The sequence below is a fragment of the Sphingobacterium siyangense genome (assembly GCF_023277505.1).
Taxonomy (GTDB): Bacteria; Bacteroidota; Bacteroidia; order Sphingobacteriales; family Sphingobacteriaceae; genus Sphingobacterium; species Sphingobacterium siyangense.
Window position 1 is genome coordinate 1,417,504 of record NZ_CP080574.1, and the last position, 21,313, is coordinate 1,438,816.

Sequence of the window (21,313 nt, forward strand, 5' to 3'; positions counted from 1 at the left end):
GCTTTTCCAAAAATATTTTCAACTGTTACTGAATAAACTGCAATAGCATGTTATGTTTTGCTGTTTATTGTCTAGGCAATTTATGTTTAGACGGTTATGATAACGGATATAATTTATATCAATATATAGGATTAGAAAAAATAATAAAATTAACTAACTAAAACATGAAACAAACATTACTAAGTTTTCTTGTTGGCGGTATGATTCTGACTTCGGTTGCATTCGCTCAAGAAAAAAAGATTAGTGGTCGTGTTACATCTGCTGAGGGTAAAGCAATACCAGGGGTGACAGTAGTTGTACAAGGAACTAATCAGGCTACTCAGACTGATACTGATGGTAATTATTCATTGAATGTACCGGCAGGTAAGGTTGTCGTATTCCGTTCCGTTGGTTTTGATGATAAAACTATTATTGTTAATAACAACAGTACGGTATTCAATGTCTCTTTAGTAAATCATGACAATGCTTTGGAAGAAGTTGTTGTTACAGCAAATGCAATTAAGAGGGAGAAACGTTCGTTAGGTTATTCTGCGCCAACAATTAAGAGCGATGAATTGACAGAAGGTCGTAATTCGAGTGCGATCAACTCCTTAGCTGGTAAAGTTGCAGGGGTAAATATTACTTCTACATCAAATTCTCCGGGTAGTTCATCTCGTGTTGTGTTGCGTGGTGGTTCGTCTATCTCAGGTAATAATCAAGCATTGATCGTTGTTGATGGTACACCGATTGATAACACAAGTAAAATGGGGGGAGCCAGTGATTTATCAAGTGTGGATTTTGGTAACCGTGGTAACGATATCAATCCAGACGATATTGCTTCAGTAACCGTATTAAAAGGCCCTGCGGCGGCGGCATTGTATGGTTCAAGAGCATCTAATGGTGCATTGATTATTACAACAAAGAGCGGTAAAAAAGGAGCAAAAAATGAAATCACTTTTAGCTCGACGAATACCTTGTCATCAATTTTGAAATTACCTGAATTTCAAAATCAATATGGACAAGGCGCATCGGGTTATAATAAAGCCGGGGATTTGATTTATACAAACGACCCGAAAGAAAACTGGTCTTGGGGAGCACCGTTCACCGGCGAAGTTCAAGAATGGGGACAAGCTGTAAATGGTGTACGTCAGAAAAAAGCATATTCTGCTGTGAAGGATAATGTTCGCGATTTCTTTGATCTGGGTATTGCTTCCGATAATAACTTGAGCTTTTCTGGAGGTTCGGATAAATCCACTTTTTATTTAGGTTTGAACGCTTTGAATTCCAATGGTGTTTATCCTGGTAAAAAAGATAACTACAACAAATACGGTGTTCGATTTAATGGAACGACGGAGTTCTCAAATAAATTTAGTGCTGGTATTGCTGTAAATTATAGTCGAATCAACAGTAATAATGTCGGTGGTGGTCAAGGTGGTGGATCTGTTTATAACAACTTATTACAAACGCCGAGAGATATCGATGTTGTTGGTTTAAAAGATTTGTCCAATCCTTATAACGGATATGGTTATACAGATGAAAATGGTGTAGCTCATAATGACGTTTATGGTTATTACGGCGCTTATACCATGAACCCATATTGGGTATTGGCTAACTATAACAATTATAATGATGTGAACCGTATCATGGGGAACTTCAATGTAAATTATAAGCCAACTGAATGGTTAACATTCCAAGAACGTATAGGATTAGATAACTATAGCGACCGTAGACGTTCTGAATCTCCGAAATATAGCTATTTGCCGATAGATAATACTTCGGGTAATTATTCTGAAGGAAATATTCAAACTGATCCCGGACAATACCGTATTGATCAATTTAACGTGAATGAAATTGTCCATGATTTCATGGCGACCGCTACTCATAAGTTTAATGACGATTGGGACGCTTCATTTATGATTGGTAATAATATCCGCCAACGCAAAACTACTTCCAATAGTACTGCAACAAATTCAAGTGGTGGACTTGTTGTTCCGGGATGGTATAATCTTGCAAACTCGAATGGTCCTTTGGATCTGATTGAAGATACTTGGTCAAACCGTCGTTTAGTAGGTGTTTATGGTGATTTGAACGTCTCTTATAAAAACATCGCTTATTTGCAAGCTACAGCACGTAACGATTGGTCATCTACTTTGCCAAAGAAAAATAATTCATTTTTCTATCCAAGTGTAAGTGGATCATTTGTTGCATCGGAATTGTTCTCTCCTGAATTGAAGAGTAAGTTTAGTTATGCAAAAATCCGCGCTAACTGGGCACAAGTAGGTTCGGATACAGATCCATACCAATTGATTTCAACGTTCTCTAGAAGTACTATCGCTGGTGGTTTTGGTTCAACTACTTTTCCATTTGGTAACGTATCTGCTTTAATGTCAGGTAATACCATTGGGAATCTAAACTTAAAACCTGAAATTACAACTTCTTTCGAGGTGGGTACAGAGTTAGGTTTCTTTAACAATCGCTTGTCAGCTGATTTTACCTATTACAAAAACAATTCAAAAAATCAAATTTTAAGTATTCCTATTCCACTTTCAACAGGTTATGGACTTAGCTTGGTAAATGCGGGTAAAGTGCAGAATAACGGTGTTGAATTAACCTTGAGAGGAACACCTGTGAAGACAGAAAACTTGACATGGGAATTGTTTGGAACATTTACAAAAAATAACAGTAAAGTTGTTGAGTTGATGGATGGTGTACAACAAGTGTCAGTAGGTGGGTTCTCTGGAATGAGTATTGTTGCGGCGGTAGGTCGTCCATATGGTGAGTTTTATGGGGTTACCAATGCTACCGATGCGCAAGGTCGTACGATTGTTGATCAGAAAACAGGATTACCAATAGCCTCGTCTAAGCCTGAGTATTTAGGTACATATAATCCAGATTTCCAAGCTTCTTTGGGTACAAGTTTGAGCTATAAAAATTGGTCAATGAGTGCATTATTCGATACGAAACAAGGAGGTGTATTCTATTCTAGAACGAAAGATATCATGGGATTTGTTGGTACGTCTGCTGAATCAGGTGGTGATCGTATCGGTCAGATTTTCCCGAATTCAGTTTATTTAGATGCATCAGGAAATTCTGTTGTTAATACAACTGCAACATACGATAAGATCGATTACTATCCGAACATGGAAGCAGGAGTTAATGTTGTGGATGCGACTTATATCAAATTGCGTAACCTTACATTCACGTATAAATTCTCTAAAGACATGTTGAAAAATACACCATTTGGAGCCGCTTCTATCGGAGTGTTTGGAAATAATCTATTTATCTGGACGCCAAGCGAAAATAAATACGCTGATCCAGAGGTGAATTCATCTGGTGCTGGTAATGCGCAAGGATTTGACTTTACTGCTCAACCTTCATTACGTAATTATGGTATCAATGTTAAAGTTTCATTTTAAGAGCAAGTAAAGTATGAAAACTATAAATTTTAAAAATGCTAAGAAGCTTTTAGTTTTAGCTTTAGTTGGCACACTAGGATTGACTGGTTGTAATAAATTTTTGGATGTGAATGAAAATCCGAACAATCCAGAAACAGCGACTCCTAGTTTATTATTACCTACAGTGGAAGCTGCGATCAGTCAAGTAGTAGGTAACAGTTTTCAGGTATATGGTAATATCTGGGGACAATATTGGACACAAAATCCTACATCTTCTCAATATCGTTCTATCGATAGGTATCAAGTTCTGAATACAGCAATGGATAGATCCTGGTTGATTTTGTATCGTAGTGCGTTAAATAATGCTGAATTGATCATCAATTCAAATGAGGCCGCTAATGACAATTATAAAGGTATAGCTTATTTATTGAAGGCCTATACATTTCAAGTAGCAACTGATGCTTTTGGGGATATTCCATTGTCTGAAGCATTGAAAGCAAACGGAAATCTTAATCCAAAATACGAGGCTCAGGAAGTTGTTTATGATTCTATTTTCAACTATATTGATAAGGGCTTGGCTTTGCTGGCAACTCAACAGGCTATACCTGTCTCCAGTCAAGATATGATCTTCAATGGCGATTTGGATAAATGGAAGGCATTTGCAAATACATTAAAATTGAGAGCGTATTTACGTATTTCAAATGTAGATGCAAACAAAGCAGCTGCGGGTATTAAGGCTCTTTACGCGAAAAATGCCGTATTCTTGGATGAAGATGTTTCAATAACTTACACAACAACTGGGGGCAACGAAAATCCATTTTATAATGAGATGGTAGGATTGGGTAAGACTCAAAATGTTGTGGCAAGTGAAACTGTAGTTCAAGCATTTGTTAAGAATAACGATCCAAGAAGATTTTCTTTTTACAATAAGTTGAGCGGACAAGATACAATCGCATTTATTCTTCAAGGTGACTTTAACGATAATTCAGCGAAATTAGTTTCTTCTCCTTCAGCACTTGTAGGTGGTCGCGCTGTAGACCCGACATCGGCAACAGCACCTGTTAAATTATTCTCAGCTGCGGAAAGCAAATTCTTGCAAGCTGAAGCGGTAGTAAAAGGTTGGGGAACAGGTGATGCGAAAGCATTGTTTGAATCTGGTATCACAACAAGTTTTACAGCAACTGGAAACGCAAGTGATGTTGCTAAATATATAGCTGAAGCCCCTGACGCGAAATTCACAGGTGATGTTGAAGCAAAAGTCAAAGCTATCATCACACAAAAATATTATGCAATGTGTGGGTTCCAAGGGTTTGAATCATGGACTGAATGGAGAAGAACAGGCTATCCTACTTTCTTTACGACTTCCATCGCATCAACTTTAGGTGCAGGAAGGATGCCATTGCGTATGCCTTATGCCAATAGTGAAGCTACTTCAAATACAAATTATCCAGGTAATATTGTTATTTATACACCTGTTTGGTGGGACGTTAAGTAGTCTCTTAGATTATATGCTTATAAAAGCGGCAATTTCGAAAGAAATTGCCGCTTTTATTTTGGTGTTAAATTATGGGAAAAGCCGTATTTTCGTCGTCATTAACGTCGGTATATTTTATGAAAAGATTGATTTTAGTTTTAATTGTGCTTGTTTTGATAGGAGCGAATACAGAGGCTTTTTCTACTAATGAAAGGGGGGAAGTATTTATTAGCGATACGATAGTGAATTACTTTGATAAATCAGGAAATTCAGTAGGAACAAAACTAGCATCTCACTCTTATCAATGTATTGTCCCTGTTGGGGATGAATCGAATAGATTTTTTAATATTGTTAGTTATTATACGGATACCGATTCCATGAAATCTTTCGCTTATAGCCGTGATAGCACAGTTGGGGTTTTCGGGTGGAAGTATATTGGCGAATCGACTACTTACTACCCAAATGGGCAGTTGAAAAGCTTGGAAAAGTTCGATACCAATGGTTCAGCTATTGATTCATCTTATTATTACTATCCTACAGGCAAACTGAAAATGTTAGTTACACAAGTGGAATCAGGACAAAATCCATTTACTGGGGGGGCTATAACCAAACCATATTACCTATTGTATTTGGATTCTCTGGGAAATTATCTTTTGAAGCGGGGAAATGGATTTATTCGCCTCGATTATGACAATGGTGATTATATTGAAGGTGAGCTAAAAGATAATGAAAGAGAAGGGAAATGGGAGGGCTGGAATATGGAAAGCCGTTATGAAGAGCAATATTTAGCTGGCGTTCTTCAAAGCGGAAAAAGGTTTCGTGCCAATGGCGAATTGATTTCCTACGACGCGGATACGAGGGAGTCAGCTCCTATTCCTTCGCTTAAAATGGACCAATTTATGAAGACTGTTTCTCAGCAGATAGACGTGCCAGACAATTTAATTGCTCAATTGAAGTCTACTATTATTCATGTAAAATTTGTCGTCAATAATGATGGTAGGCTAAGTGATTTTAAATATGACAGTGATATTCCTTTTGAAATTAAAAAAGAAATAACAGCTGCTATTCAACGTGTTGGTCCTTGGAAGCCGGGGAGGCTGCAAGGTGAGCCTGTGGCAATAAATTATAGCATTCCGATACGATTGTAATACATCGACATATTATGCGTTTCGCTTTCGAAAGAGATGCTTTATATATGTAGCAAATTATTGATATATGCAGTCGTAATTTACGAGTAAGTCTTTATCTGTCAAAAAAGGATAACTGTGGTATAAATGAAGTATATTAGTAATCAATTTAATTTATGAAAAAGTTGATCTTTCTTCTGTTAGTATGGAGTTCTTTTCGGGTTTTTGCACAAGATATAAGGATAAAAACCGACGGTCAGATTATTCATATTGGCACTTCTAAGGATACAATTATTCGTTTTTTTGATACAGAAAGTGATTTCTTGGCGACAAAAGACAAATCTTATTATTATAGACAAGTTTATCCTGTTGCAAATGAGCCTAAAAGACTCTATCGTGTACAAGCCTTTTATACCGAAACGAATCTTCCGAAGTTTTATGGATATAGTTTAAATTATGATGGAAAAACATTAAAGTATTTTGGCGAGACCGTGTCTTATTTTCCTACCGGAAAGGTGGAATCTGTGGAACTTTATGATGAGCTTTCCTATTTGATTGATACCGCATATTATTATCACCCAAATGGAAAATTAAAAGCTTTAGTGTATTATGAGCCTAATAAAACGGAGGCGAAGTCCAATTTTCCTCATTATTTGCTGTATTTGGATTCGTTAGGAAATATGCTACTTCGAAAAGGAAATGGTTTTTTTAGATTTGATTATAAAAATGGTCAGTATATCGAAGGTGAATTAGTTAATGATAAGCGAGAAGGGATTTGGATTGGTTGGGATCATTCAAAATATGAGGAGTTTTACAAAGAAGATATATTGATAAATGGGAAGCGCTATTTGCCCGATGGTAAAATAAATACATACTCTGCCAAGACTATGGAGCAACAGCCTAAATATCATGGCGATTTAATGGCCGATGTTGAATTGGTTATGCGTAGAGTTCAGTTCCCTTTAGAATTTTTTGAAAAATATAAAAAGAAAACCATACTTGTCAGTTTCGTCGTTAATAAGTCTGGTGCTACTGAAGATTATGAAGTTGAGGGAGATTATGAGCTAAGTATCAAAAGGATGATGATTGAGGCAATGCAAAGATTAGGTAAATGGACTCCTGCTTACCTAAAAGGAGCGCCAGTACGAGTACGTTATACAGTTCCAGTGAGATTTAATTTTGAATTAATCATGCATTAAATTTACTCTCAGTAAATTTTTTGTTTTGTTATAAGTGGTTGTCTTTGTGTTTGTTTCTAAATTACATAAAATTAGTATTTCCATCATTGGCTGATTGGTTTAGGTTATTGAGATAGTTTTATGAATAATCAGTCCAAATTGTGTTTTGTTACGTTTAAAAGTGAAAATAATAGCCTGATTTTTAGTTGATTGAGTTTAATTGTGAAATAAATGTTATCACAAAGTTATGCTTGCATTGCAAAAGTTAAAAAAAGTTATAAATTTGTATTTAACATTTTTTAACAGCTGACATTGCTGACTTAAAAGATGTATGACTAACTAACATAGCTTATAATAATTATTGAGAAGTAAAAAATTCGCTAGCCAAGGTGCTTTATTGCCAAGAATTTAAATAAACATACTTAATTAAACATAAACATATGAAACACAAACTACTCAGTTTTTTATTGGGTGGTGCTATCCTCACTTCGGTAGCATTCGCCCAAGAAAAGAAGGTTAGTGGACGAGTGACAGGTACAAATGGCGAGGGGTTGCCAGGTGTAACTATTGTTATTCAAGGCACTAACCAAGCCACACAAACCGATGCAAACGGTAACTATTCCATTAATGTTCCTACTGGAAAAATTTTAGTCTTTCGTTCTGTAGGCTATTCAGACAAAACAATCACAGTTGCACAAGGTTCAAGTTTGTATAACATACAACTTAGTGGAAATGAATCTGTTCTTGATGAAGTCGTTGTGACTGGTGCGGGGTTAACTGCTAGTCGTCGTTCAATTGGAGCTGCACAGACCACAATTAAAGCAGAGGATTTACAACAGGCTAAGCCAACCAATATCGTGACAGGTTTAACTGGTAAAGTTGCAGGTCTTACTGTACAAGGTGTAGGATCGGGTGTGAACCCTAATTACCGTGTCATGTTAAGGGGGATGCGTTCATTAACTGGTAATAACCAAGCATTGATTGTTATTGACAACGTAATTTCTCCATCTTCTATGCTGGGGAATTTAAACCCAGACGATGTTGAAGATATTACAGTTCTAAACGGATCTTCCGCGGCTGCCTTATATGGTTCGCAAGCTTCTAACGGTGCTTTGATTATTAAAACGAAAAGAGGTGCTGCTAGTAATGGATTAGAGGTAACTATCGATAATACGACTACATTTGAGAATGTTAACTTTTTGCCTGAAGTTCAAAAACGTTTTGGTTCAGGCTATTCGGCGCATGATATCTTTTATGTACCCTACGAAAACCAACAATATGGACCTGCTTTTGATGGGTCTATAGTGCAAATTGGTGATCCTCTAGAGGATGGATCAACACAAACAGGACCTTATTCGTGGAATGGTGGAAAGGATAAATTTTGGGAAACAGGAGTGACAAACATGACAAATTTGGCCGTGGCATCCAAACATGAGAATAGCTCTTTCCGTTTTTCAGGGCAATATTTAAAATCGACAGGTACCGTTCCTTTTGATAAATATAATAGAGCATCTGCTCGTGTAAACGGAAGTCGAAAATTAAATGATATTCTCAATATTAATTATACTTCATATTACGCTCAAAATAGATACGATCAAACATCTGCAAACGCAAATATTTATGATGCGGTTTTGCAATCTCCGGGTCAGGTGCCGTTAACAAGCTATAAAGATTGGCAAAATAATCCTTTTGCAAATCCAAATGGTTATTATAACGCTTACTATAATAACCCTTATTTTATTGCCGCAAATAATCGCCAAAAAATTAGGAATGATTATTTCATGGGTAATGTGGAATTGAATTTTAAACCTTTGTCTTGGTTAGACTTTATGGGACGTGTGGGTATGACCACTTCTAATCAATCCTATAAATATACGACTGGTAAATTCACCTTTACACCTTATGCTGCTGGTTTGCATGGTGCATATAAAGGAACTAATATTACTGGTAGCGTCTCTGATGCTGCAAGTTATGCAACAAGTATAGTGTCTGATTTTAATGCACATGCGACACATACAAACGGAGATTTCAAATTCGACTATACGGCGTTATTTCAATATGTTCAGAATCAATCTTCGAATTTGTCAGCTACAGTTAATGGTTTGGTTGTCGATGGTATTTACAATCAGGGAAATAGTTTGAATCCTCCATCTACAGGCCAAGCGGATTATCTAGCGAGAACTTTTGGTCTAGCTGGTAAAATTGATGTAGCCTACAAAAATTATTTATTTTTGACATTAACGGGACGTAATGATTGGGTTTCAATTTTAGATCCAGACAATCGTTCATTCTTCTATCCAGGGGCAACTGTTTCATTTGTTGCAACTGATGCAATTGAAGCATTAAAAGATTTTCAGCCATTGAACTTTTTGAAGCTAAGAGGGAGTTTATCTAAAGTAGGTCAAGTCAACGTTGGTAGCTCATCCAACTTTGGAGCCTATGCAACGGTACCTACTTTTGGCCAAGGTTCCGGATATCCATATAATGGAATTGGTGGTCATACAGTTGGTAATCAGATAGTTCAACCTGGATTAAAGCCGGAAATGACGCGATCTATTGAATTTGGTTTTGAATCTGCATGGTGGAATAATAGGGTATCTGCAGATGTCACATATTTTAACAATAAAACAACAGACAATACAGTTCCAACAGATATTTCTTGGGCATCTGGTTATAATAAATATTTACTGAATGCAGGAACAACCACAGGTAAAGGTATCGAATCGAGACTAAGCGTATCACCAATCCGTACGGCAGATTGGGACTTGACTTTAGGCGGAAATTTTACTTATATTCAGAATAAGGTTGTCGAAATTGCAGAAGGTTTAGATCAGTTGGCTTTGGCTACGTACACAGGTGGTACAGGATCTTACGCAGTAAAAGGCGAAGCTTTCCCTGTAATCATGGGTTCTACTTATAATAGAGATCCTGAAGGACGTATTATTGTGGATCGTATTACAGGATATCCAACTACAGATGGTACATTGAAGGTGCTGGGAGCAGCGCTTCCAACGCATACACTAGGTTTAAACTTGTCATTATCTTATAAAGATCTAACATTTTACACAAGTGCTGAGTATCGTACAGGTAACTATATCTTTAATAATGGAGCAGATTTGTTTGATTTCTCCGGATCAGGAATAAATACCGTTGCTTACGATCGTGAACGATTTGTTATTCCAAATTCATCTTATTGGGATGAAGCAACAAATTCTTATGTAAAAAATACGAATATTACGGTTTATGATGGTGGAGCTGATTATTGGACAATGGCTACTGGACGACGAAATATTGACGAAACCTATGTGACTTCAGCAGCATTCTGGAAAATCCGTGAAATGTCATTGTCTTATAATTTACCGAAATCTTTTCTTGCCGGTCAAAATGTGATTAAGAAGGCTCGAGTGAGTGTACAAGGTCGTAACTTGTTTCTATGGACACCTGCTACAAATGTTTATACCGATCCAGAATATTCTGATGGAAACGGATCATCCAATGGAAATGCGCTTGGTTTGACAGGTTTAAGTCAAACACCGCCGTCTCGTTACGTTGGTTTTTCTGTTAGTTTAACTTTTTAATATCGAATCTCATGAACAATAAAATAAAATATTTATCCATAGCAATGTCTACTTTATTGGTAGCTTCTTCCTGTAAAAAGGCTTTGGATATCAATGATAATCCAAATTCACCGACTCAGTCGACCCCAGAGCTTGTTTTGCCTCAAGCTATGGTTGCAACAGCGCTTTCTGTTCCAACATATAATACCTATGGCGGACGATTAGTAGGTTATTATGCTACATCGGGCGGGGTCTCTGGTTGGGGTGATATGATTACCTACGATTTTTCAACCGGGTTTATGACTGGCTTGTGGAGTACTCCATATAATACATTGACTGATCTTCAGTATGTTGTAGAAAAAGCAGGCGAAGGGAAAGCCCTTTTTGTACAAGCTGCAGAGGTCATGAAAGTGTATAATTATGCGAATCTTGTGGATACCTATAATGATGTTCCTTATTCAGATGCGTTAAAGGGCGCTGCTTCGCTAACTCCTAAATACGACAAGGCAGCTGATATCTATGTCGATCTTGCTAAAAAATTGGATGCAGCAGTGGCTTTCTTTAAATCGGCTACTGCTAGTGATGATTTTAAAACGGCAGATGTTATATTCAAAGGTAATACGACCTCGTGGGCTAAATTTGCTAATACATTGAAATTGAGGTTAGTGTTAAGAGCTGGTAGTAAAGCTACATTTGCTAATAAGACAATAGATAATATTGGCGTTATTGAAAGCGATGTCATTGTACAACCTGTATTTACCAAAATTGCGGGTAAGCAAAATCCGATGTGGAATACTTGGGCTTATGGCGCTGATAATGCCGCTGTGGGAACATGGGGAACCCAATTTATTCCTACCAATTATATAATGGCTTTCTACGATGGTTTTAAAATATCTGACTCGGAACGTGCATCATTAGTCTTCGCAAATGGAATATCAACCAATAAAAATCAACTTGGAAATGTTGATAATCCTCCAACTGGAGTTGCGCCATCTGCCTGGGTCATGCGTCCAGTCTCGGGTACGATAAGCGGTACAAATTATAGAGGGTTAGGCGTTATTAAAGGTCCTGCTGCTGGTCAACCATTGATGTTAGCTGCAGAAAGTCAATTTTTGGCTGCTGAAGCTGCATTAGACGGACTTATTTCTGGTGGAGATGAAGCATCCCGAACTTATTTTAGAAAGGGAATAATGGCATCTTATAACTACTTATACATGAATGAAGGTGATGCGCCTACTAAAAGTGCAGCTGATGCTCAAGCTTATTTAACGAAATATGAAACTGATAATAATGATACTTATTTAGTGAAATTTGTAGATTATTTAGATCAGTCTAACCCTAATAAACCTGAAAGAAAAGAGACTGGGAAAGAACAAAAACGCGAAGCTATCATAACACAAAAGTATATTGCTTTGAATTTTCTATTTGGCCATGAGGCATGGAATGAATTTCGTCGCAGTGGATATCCAAAGAATGTTGGTTTAAACACTACTGCGAATGCTAGAACGACGTTTGTTTCAATAGCGTCACGTGCAACGTCGGAAGACAAATTACCAACTAGAATATTATATCCAAATACTGAATTTAGTTATAATGCAGCAAATGTTCCTGCAGATATAAATAAGTATTCTTCTAAAATATTTTGGGCTAAATAAATTTAGATTGACATGAAAAAAATAATAAAATATATTTTCTTAGCGTTAGCTTCTCCATTAGTGCTAACGTCTTGTTTAAAGGATAAAGACTTAATAGGACCGGATGCTGATGGTGCTGTTGCGAATATTATAGAGTTTGGGGATGTATCTGTCCCAATATCTAATGAATCAAGTTCTATACCTCTATATTCTTTAGCGTTTGATATTGCTCCTACAGGAGTAGTGAATTTGAAATTGAAATGTGTTGGAGCTAAAACAGCAGAAAGTGATATCAAAGTAACAATAGCTGTTGACAACTCATTGCTAGAAAAATATAATGACGAAAATGAAACCGAATATGAGGCTATGCCTGCTTCACAATATAGTTTAAGTACAACTGAAGCGGTAATAAAAAAGGGTGAAAGAGAAGTTGCGGTCCCAATTAATTTGAAACCGGATCAGTTTACTTTTGATGCTGATTATGCTGTTGGTTTAGCTATAAAGACAGTGTCTTCTGGAGAGATTTCGGGAAATTTTGGCAAGATTATATTGAATTTAGGAGCTAAAAACTTCTTTGACGGTGTTTACAAATATACGACATCTGCGAATACGGCTTTGGTCCCTAATGCAAATAAAACGGTTAAGTTAGTAACTATCGGAAGTAATAAATGTATGTTGGACCCTGGCTTGTTAGGTACTTATTCAAATCAAGTAAACTATACAATTGATCAGGCTACTAATAAAATTACTGTGGAAATGTTTTCGCTTCTGCCAATAGCGACTAAGTCCACCAGTGTTTATGATCCAGCAACGAAGACATTGACGGTTAACTGGACATCAAATGGTGGAGCCAGAACGTTTGAAGAAAAGTTTGTTTACACTGGATCAAGATAGATTTAGAAAGGGGGAAGTGTCGAATTTCCCCTTTTAAATAATGTGAATTTTCTGAAACAATAAGATATGAAACCACTAATTTTTAGCTTAATCGGAATGCTTAGTTGCGTATTCTCCTTTGGACAGGAAAATGCAGCCCTACCAAAAATAGGATATGACAGTTTTGTCAAACAGGTCAATCGTTCTTTCAAATTAACGGATAGTGAGATCTCTAAAGATATTTCAGGGGAAATCATATTGGACATCCGTGTAAATGAATTTGGAAAAATTGATTCAGCTGATATCGCGAAGGATATTGAAAAAGGGATGGGGATACGTTTGTTGAAGGCTGTTAAAATGTCTGGGGATTGGGAACCTGCCGTGAAAAATGGAAAACCGATTGCTTCTTGGGTACGTTTTCCTTACAAAGTGTTGAGCTTTAAAGAGTCTGCAAATTCAGCTGCAATAGTAAAAGCAGAACCAATTGAAGGCATGTCTACTTTCATTGAAAAATTCTATAAAAATTTCCAATATCCACCTGAAGCACTGAAAGCAGGTTTGTCTGGTGATTATGAGTTAAATTTTATTGTGAAAGAAGATGGAAAAATTACTGGTGTTAAATTAAAAGATGATCCTGGTTATGGCGTGTTAACGAGTGCGCAACGCGCCCTTAACAGAGCAGGTAAGTGGAAGCCAGCAACCCAAAACGGGGAGGCTGTAAAGTCTTCTGTTGTTGTTCCATTCAAATTGAATTTGAAAGAATTCAGAACACATATCTAGTTAGATCAAAAAGGAATTTTTATGTAATATAGAGGTAGCAAGTATTTTGCTGCCTCTATATTTTTTCACCAAACTGAAGCACATATCCATTATTATCATAAATAGCAAACTCGCGCATTCCCCATTCGAAAGTTGCTATTTCATAACATATTTTGACATTATCTTTCAAACTTTCCCATAAATTATCAACATCAGCTATGTTAATATAAAGGGACCCGGTAAATTGTGCTGTTTCAAAAGCAATGCTTTCAACAGGATGCGAAAACATGATTTCGATGGTTCCACTTCGCAGTAGAGCCCAGTTCAATGCTTCGTTTTTTTCAACACATGTAAACCCGAGTTTTTCAGTATAGAACTGAATAGTTTGATCTAAGCTTTTTGTATATAATATTGGATTTAAGCTTTTGTAGTTCATCTTTTTTTTGCCTTTGATTAGTTCGAACTATTGTTTTGTCTTTTTGATAGCAGTTACGTGTGTTTTTTTATTATTATCGATTGTAAGGATAGTTTTATGATGAAAAATACAAAATATTACAGTATTTATTGTTACTTCACAAAAAAAATAGTTACTTTTTTAGATTAAGGTGTGTTGTTTGTGTAATTGTTTGGTATTTAGTGTTTTTGTGTGTTATTTTTTGTGTGAAATACTATGATTTATATCGTTTGTTTTCCAGTTTTTTAATTCTATTTCTAACTTCTTGTTGCATCTTTAAAAGATTGTTTTATCTTTGCTTTTAACAAAACCTTAACATTTCATGTTTGGTTTTGCACACTAACTGTATTAGTCTAATAGACTCATCATTTTTAGAAAAACATATATTAAAAGATCCTTTTGGCGCTTTTATCTTTTTTAGTTAGATAAACTACTTACTATTAAACAAACATAAACATATGAAACACAAACTACTCAGTTTTTTCGTGGGGAGTATGATCCTTTCTTCTGTTGCTTTTGCGCAAGAGAAGAAAGTAAGCGGTCGTGTAACTGGAGCTGATGGTAAACCATTAGTCGGTGTGACAATTGCTGTTCAAGGATCAAACATTGCTACTCAAACAGATGCAAATGGAAAATATTCTTTATCAGTTCCTGTTGGTAAAGTAATGGTTTTCAGGTATGTCGGTCATTCTGATAAGACTATAATCGTTAAAGATGGACAGTCATTATTCAACGTGTCACTAGAGGATCAGAATACAGCATTAGATGAGGTTGTCGTAGTCGCTTATGGTACTGCCAAAAAAGAATCTGTGACTGGATCCGTAACCTCCGTCTCTGCTAAAGATATCGAAAAGAGACCAGTTACCAATGCATTTGCAGCTTTAGAGGGATCTGCTGCTGGTATTCAACTGAACAATACCTCTGGTATGCCAGGCGCAGAACCTAGTATACGGATACGTGGATTTTCATCATTGAATGGATCTAACAACCCGCTTTATGTCGTGGACGGTGTACCTTTTGGTGGTAATATCTCCGATATCAACCCCAATGATGTGGAAAGTATTTCAGTGTTAAAAGATGCTTCATCATCTGCACTTTATGGAAGTCGGGCTAGTAATGGAGTAATTATTATTACCACCAAGAAGGGTAAGGCTGGCCGTTCTCAGGTTAATATCTCAACAGACCAAGGTTTCTACTCGAGAGGTATTGCCGAATACGATCGCGTGAATGATAGACAATTTATGGAAGCCATGTGGCAGGGATATAGAAATAGTTTACTAACTAACAATTCGACATCCTATCCAACAGTTCAATCTGCAAATGATGAAGCAACCAAATCTTTGGTGAGCAATTACTTGAAATTAAACATCTATGATAAAGCTGATGATAAACTATTTGATTCCAATGGAAAGCTTGTCTCTGATGCCCAAATAAAAAGTGGATATGCAGACGATTTGGACTGGTTTAAAGAAGTAGATCGCGTTGGACATCGTCAAAATTATAACATTGATGGAACTACCGCTACAGATAAAGCAAAGGTTTTTTATTCGACAGGATACCTAGACGAGAAAGGATACATCAAAAATTCGGGTTTAAAAAGATTTACTGGACGATTAAATGCCGAACTTCAAGCTAAAGATTGGTTCAAATATGGCTTTAACTTAGCAGGTTCACATCAAATCTCAAATCAAATTAGTGGTTCTACTGACGATGCAGGTTCATTTGTTAATCCGTATAACTATGCAAGATCGATAGCACCAATCTATCCAATTCATTTGCATAACGCAGATGGATCTTATGCATTGGACGAGGCCGGAAAAATACAGTATGATAACGGTGAATCTACAAGATTGCAATATGTCGGAAGACATACCATTTGGGAAAATGAATTAAACAGAGACCAAACGATTCGTAATACGGTAAATGGTAGAGGCTTTCTTGAATTCAAGTTTCTGAAAGATTTTACACTGACTTTAAACGGTGATTTAAATCTTCGCAATTCAGAACGTCGTACGTATAATAACGCAATAATTGGGGATGGTGCCGGTCAGGGTAGAGCGGCTAGGAATATTTATCGTTACAAAAACTATACAGTTCAACAATTATTGACTTGGAACAAAGATTTTGGCTTACACCATCTGGATATATTGGCAGGACATGAGAATTATTCTGACAACTGGAGTTATCTATATGGCTATAAAACAGATGAAATTTTTGAAGGCCAAACGGATATGGTAAATTTTACCAAAATCACGTCGCTGTATGACTATCAAGAAGATTATCGTGTAGAAAGTTTCTTGTCTCGCGCTCGTTATAATTACGCGGGTAAATATTTTGCGGAGGCGTCGTTTAGAAGAGATGGCTCATCTCGATTCAGCCCAGACAATCGTTGGGGTAACTTTTGGTCATTAGGCGGTAGCTGGAGCATATCTAAAGAGGATTTCTTTAAAGATATGCTGAATACTGTTAATGATTTGAAGGTTCGAGCATCTTACGGTGAAGTAGGTAATGATGAAAGTGCAAGTAAGTATTCTTATTTATCCTTATATGAGTTAAGCCAGAATGCGAATGCAGGTGCGGTATTTAAAAACCAAAACCCTTCACCTGACTTAATTTGGGAAACCTCTAGTTCGTTCTCTGCGGCAGTAGAAGCCCGGTTATTTAAACGAGCAAATTTAAGCTTTGAATACTTTAACAAGCAGTCTCAAAACTTGATTTTTGATTTTAATCTTCCATTGTCTGCTGGAGCAACATCATCTTCGAGTGCAGTTTCAACAGTAACAAGGAATATTGGTTCAATGTCAAATAGGGGCTTCGAGTTAACTTTTGATGTAGACGTGTTAAAAGGTGATGGATGGAGATGGAATGTTGGTGCGAATGCAACTTGGTTGACGAATAAAATATTATCACTACCTGAAGAAAATAGGGAGAACGGAATTGTAACTGGTAATTTCAAATGGGTTGAAGGCGGTAGCCGTTATGACTTCTGGTTGTTTAAGTATGCGGGTGTAGATCAGATGACTGGTCGTTCACTTTACCTGGCAGACACAGAGCGTTTTAATGTGAATGGTTCTGCACCAGGAAAAGCAGAGATCCCTACAGCGGAACTTGTTGAAATTAATGGAAAATACTATGTAACTAATGCTTCAAGCTATGGTTTAAGGGGCTGGTCCGGATCGGTTATTCCTAAAATGAATGGAAGTTTCAATACTAGCTTTGAGTATAAAAACTTCAGCTTCTCAGCGTTATTCACTTACGCTATCGGTGGTAAAATATACGATTCTTCCTATGCTAGTTTAATGGCCATGTCCGGTACGCCAAGTGCGCTGCACACGGATATCATGAAATCGTGGAACGGTATTCCAGATGGAATGACAGCCTCCTCGGCGGATAGGTTGGATGTAAATGGTATCCCTTCTATCAACTTTTCTCAAAGTAGTATGAATAATTATGCTACTAGTGACCGTTTCTTAACTGATGGATCATATTTGGTTATCAAGAATATTGCGGTAGGTTATAGTTTGCCAAAAACATTGATTAGTAAAATAGATTTGTCTTCCGTGAGAGTTGTTGCTGGAATTGAAAACTTGTCTACAATGACAAAACGTAAAGGAATGAACCCGCAACAGCAATGGAATGGTACCAGCACAAATGCTTGGGTTACTCCACGTACAATTTCTTTTGGTGTAAAAATTGGATTATAAGAAATCAAACAATGAAAAATAATAAATATATAAAAGTATTGTTAGCAGGAATGATTCTTGTTTCTTCTTGCAAAAAAGACTATCTAAATACAAGTCCTACAGATTCCGTTGAGCTTTCTAAAGTATTTGAGACGACAAAAAATGCTGAAGTAGCCGTTAACGGTTTGGCAAAAATGATGACCCAACAGTATTTAGGTAGCCAAGGCTTTAATGGAGAGGGGACAATCAAAATGTACTATGGGAACTATCCTGGAAACAATTTTTTTGTCAACTTAAGTGGCTGGGCAGACATTATTAATGCAAATTATAATCAAAACTTAACAAGTATTTACCTGTATTATCCTTGGTTTTATTACTACAAGATCATTGGTAACGCAAATCAAATTGTCGAAAATATTGATGCTGCGGATGGAAACTTAGCCGACAAACAATTTATAAAAGCGCAAGCTTTGACTTACCGTGCTTACAGTTACATGATGCTAGCTCAGATCTATGGCAATAGATGGAGTGATTCAAATAATGGACAGACAAGTGGATTGGTGTTAAGAAAAGATGTGTCAACAGGAGACATGCCTTTATCTACCTTGGGCCAGACTTATGATTTGATCTACACGGATTTGAATGATGCCATTTCATTGTATGAATCTTCAAAATTAGTCCGTAATGCAAGCAAAAATTACGAAGTGGACAAAGATGTTGCTTATGCTGTTTATGCTCGTGCAGCTTTGAACAAGCAGGATTATGTCAATGCTGAGAAATATGCTGTTTTGGCTCGGGCTAATTATGAACTGATGAATAATACGGAGTATAAAAGTGGCTTTGCAAATCCAAATAGAGAGTGGATTTGGAGTAGCTACGGTGCGTCTGATGAAACGTTATACTTCTATTCATTTCAATCGTATATTGCTTATAACTCGTCGGCAAGTGCTGTTAGAACGACGCCTAAATGTATCAGTAGAGAATTGTTCGATAAAATTCCTTCAACAGATATTAGAAGAGATCTTTTCTTAGATCCAAAAGGCGAAGCGTACACAACAGCTACTGGATTGGCTGGAGCGACGATGAAAGCTAGGGCTTTTGCTACATTTCCAGATTTACAGTCTAATGCAGTGCCTTACGCTTACATGAACTTTAAGTTCAAAGCGAATGATCTACCGGGTGTTGGAAATTTAAATCACTTTAGGGCTTCCGAGATGTATCTTATTGAAGCTGAAGCTAAATTTTTCCAAAATAAAGCAGCAAGTGAAATTCAAGGTGTTCTTAACGCATTAAATGCAACTTCAGGAAGAGATGTGAAATATGTTTGTACAAAAACAGGGACAGATCTACTTAATGAAATTAAACTTTATCGCGCGGTTGAACTATGGGGCGAAGGATTCGATTGGTTTGATATGAAACGTTGGGGAGATACTATTGTGAGAAGAAATAACGCAAACGGGGGTAATTTCCTTACATCTTTAGCTGTTACAATTAATCCTCAAGATAAAAATAAGTGGACTTGGTCTATCCCTCTTCGCGAAAGCGATTATAATAAGGGTTTGGAATAATTCAACGTATAAATCAATAGAACTAAAAGGCCGATACAATTTGTATCGGCCTTTTTATTTTAAGGATACCTCTACATTGCGAGAGTCAACATTGTCTTGACCTATCTCTTACGAGATATATTACTAAATCGTTAATTTTATGTATATAAATTAATAGACTAACAATTTATTAATATTAACTTAATATTGAGAATCTATTTTTACGCCGTTGAAAGATGATGGAATAGAAGAAGGAAAAATGATTCTACTCGTATCATATCATCATAAGCGAAAAAGATAATTTATTTAAAATTCTCATGAAAAAAGCACTTTTACTCTTAGCCCTGATAGGTCCTGTCGTAGCGCTTGCGCAAAATAACAATGCGCCCTCCAGCTATGATCCACATGATATCAAGATTACTGGGTACCTTCAGACACAGTTTCAGAAAGCGCAATCTCCCGGAATTACTTCCTTTTCGGGTGGTGATTTTTCAAAGAATTCGGATAACAGATTTATGATCCGCAGGGGGCGTCTTAAAATTGACCGCGTGGATACGTACTCCAGTATTGTCTTTCAATTGGATGCTACTCAAGACGGTGTACAACTGATGGACGCTTTTATTCAATTGCGTCACCCAAGTCAAAAAGGCCTAAGTTTAACGGCGGGTCTTTTCAATAGACCTTTTGGATACTCTATTGTGTACTCATCCGGCTATCGTGATTTTCCGGAACGCGCACGTGTATTTCAGACTCTGATGCCACGCGAACGTGATCTTGGAGGGATGGTAAGCTATCACCCTGGCGGTAAAGCTAAATTCTTAAACTTAGATTTAGCCTTGGTTAATGGTAGTGGCCATTCGGCTAAAGATTATGATTCCAAAAAAGATCTGATCGGTAATCTTGCTTTTAAATTTGATAGCCTAGCGGATAAAAAACTTCATTTGGGATTTGGTGGCTCATTCTATAAAGGTTCGGTTCGTAATGATACGAAAACTTATTATACGCCCAACAGCAATGGTTATACAGCACATACCAGCGACGAGAATGAAGGCAGGGCGATCGGTCGGAATTATTATGGTGCCAATTTACAGTTGGAATTTGATAGTAGCTTGGGAAAGTCCAGCTTTAAAACAGAATATGTTGCTGGTGATCAGCCAGGGGTAGCGGGTGGTGCCGATATCAAAGGGCCTTACGCAAGCAGAAGTTTTATGACCCAACCGACAACAGACCTTTATCAACGAAAATTTAACGGATATTATCTTTGGTTTACGCAAGAGATTGCTAAGACCGGTATAACTGCGCTGTTAGCGTATGACGTCTATGATCCAAATACTAAAGCAAGTGGCATGACAATCGGCATGCCCGATAATTTTACAGCCGACGGAGATGTTAAGTTTAGTACGCTGGGCTATGGTCTTGCTTATCAGATTAACAATAGGATAAAATTGACCGTATATAATGAGCATGTAACAAACGAAACCACAAGTTTACCAAACTTTTCGGCTGATCTGAAAGATAATGTCTTCACTACAAGGCTGCTTTATCGTTGGTAAAACGGCTCAGGCCACAATTTTATCGCAATGATCGAAGTTGATCGAAAGGATTCGTATTCGTGTGACTAATGCATTAGGGGGTGCGATTTGATTTAGATGC

At 37.0% G+C, this 21,313-nt stretch carries 12 protein-coding genes; 11 read left to right on the forward strand and 1 reads right to left on the reverse strand.

Features of this window, described 5'->3' with window-relative positions; translation table 11 throughout:
* Positions 1–164: 164 nt before the first annotated feature.
* The 8 genes from K2F45_RS05780 (at position 165) to K2F45_RS05815 (ending at position 13,997) form a co-directional block, all read left to right on the forward strand.
* A complete protein-coding gene (locus K2F45_RS05780; RefSeq protein WP_248933092.1) occupies positions 165–3,395 on the forward strand; it encodes a SusC/RagA family TonB-linked outer membrane protein in 3,231 nt (1,076 codons plus the stop codon).
* A 13-nt stretch (positions 3,396–3,408) separates the two neighbouring features.
* Positions 3,409–4,869, forward strand: a complete 1,461-nt coding sequence (locus K2F45_RS05785; protein ID WP_248933094.1) for a SusD/RagB family nutrient-binding outer membrane lipoprotein — start codon at positions 3,409–3,411, stop codon at positions 4,867–4,869.
* A gap of 116 nt (positions 4,870–4,985) precedes the next feature.
* Entirely contained in the window at positions 4,986–5,996 is a 1,011-nt protein-coding gene (locus K2F45_RS05790) for an energy transducer TonB (protein ID WP_248933096.1), read from the forward strand.
* Positions 5,997–6,151: 155 nt separating this feature from the next.
* Positions 6,152–7,174: an energy transducer TonB gene (locus K2F45_RS05795; RefSeq protein WP_248933098.1), complete on the forward strand. Its 1,023-nt coding sequence runs from the start codon at positions 6,152–6,154 to the stop codon at positions 7,172–7,174.
* Between the two features lie 419 nt (positions 7,175–7,593).
* Complete coding sequence (locus tag K2F45_RS05800) at positions 7,594–10,731, forward strand: SusC/RagA family TonB-linked outer membrane protein (protein ID WP_088160467.1); 3,138 nt, start codon at positions 7,594–7,596, stop codon at positions 10,729–10,731.
* Positions 10,732–10,742: 11 nt separating this feature from the next.
* Positions 10,743–12,365 (forward strand): SusD/RagB family nutrient-binding outer membrane lipoprotein, encoded by a 1,623-nt coding sequence (locus K2F45_RS05805; protein WP_088160468.1) that lies wholly within the window; start codon positions 10,743–10,745, stop codon positions 12,363–12,365.
* Between the two features lie 12 nt (positions 12,366–12,377).
* Entirely contained in the window at positions 12,378–13,238 is an 861-nt protein-coding gene (locus tag K2F45_RS05810; RefSeq protein WP_248933100.1) for a DUF1735 domain-containing protein, read from the forward strand.
* 66 nt (positions 13,239–13,304) lie between these two features.
* On the forward strand, positions 13,305–13,997 hold the full coding sequence (locus tag K2F45_RS05815) for an energy transducer TonB (protein WP_248933102.1): 693 nt from the start codon (positions 13,305–13,307) through the stop codon (positions 13,995–13,997).
* Between the two features lie 55 nt (positions 13,998–14,052).
* Here K2F45_RS05815 and K2F45_RS05820 read toward each other — a convergent pair whose 3' ends face one another.
* A complete protein-coding gene (locus K2F45_RS05820) occupies positions 14,053–14,412 on the reverse strand; it encodes a VOC family protein (RefSeq protein WP_248933103.1) in 360 nt (119 codons plus the stop codon).
* A gap of 476 nt (positions 14,413–14,888) precedes the next feature.
* Between K2F45_RS05820 and K2F45_RS05825 the strand changes: the two genes are divergently transcribed.
* The 3 genes from K2F45_RS05825 to K2F45_RS05835 all read left to right on the forward strand — a co-directional run bounded on the left by K2F45_RS05825 (position 14,889) and on the right by K2F45_RS05835 (position 21,213).
* Entirely contained in the window at positions 14,889–18,134 is a 3,246-nt protein-coding gene (locus K2F45_RS05825; protein ID WP_248933105.1) for a SusC/RagA family TonB-linked outer membrane protein, read from the forward strand.
* Positions 18,135–18,145: 11 nt separating this feature from the next.
* Positions 18,146–19,681: a RagB/SusD family nutrient uptake outer membrane protein gene (locus K2F45_RS05830; protein ID WP_248933107.1), complete on the forward strand. Its 1,536-nt coding sequence runs from the start codon at positions 18,146–18,148 to the stop codon at positions 19,679–19,681.
* 296 nt (positions 19,682–19,977) lie between these two features.
* The gene (locus K2F45_RS05835) at positions 19,978–21,213 is read left to right on the forward strand and encodes a porin (protein WP_248933108.1); all 1,236 of its coding nucleotides are present in this window, start codon (positions 19,978–19,980) and stop codon (positions 21,211–21,213) included.
* Positions 21,214–21,313 lie beyond the last annotated feature (100 nt).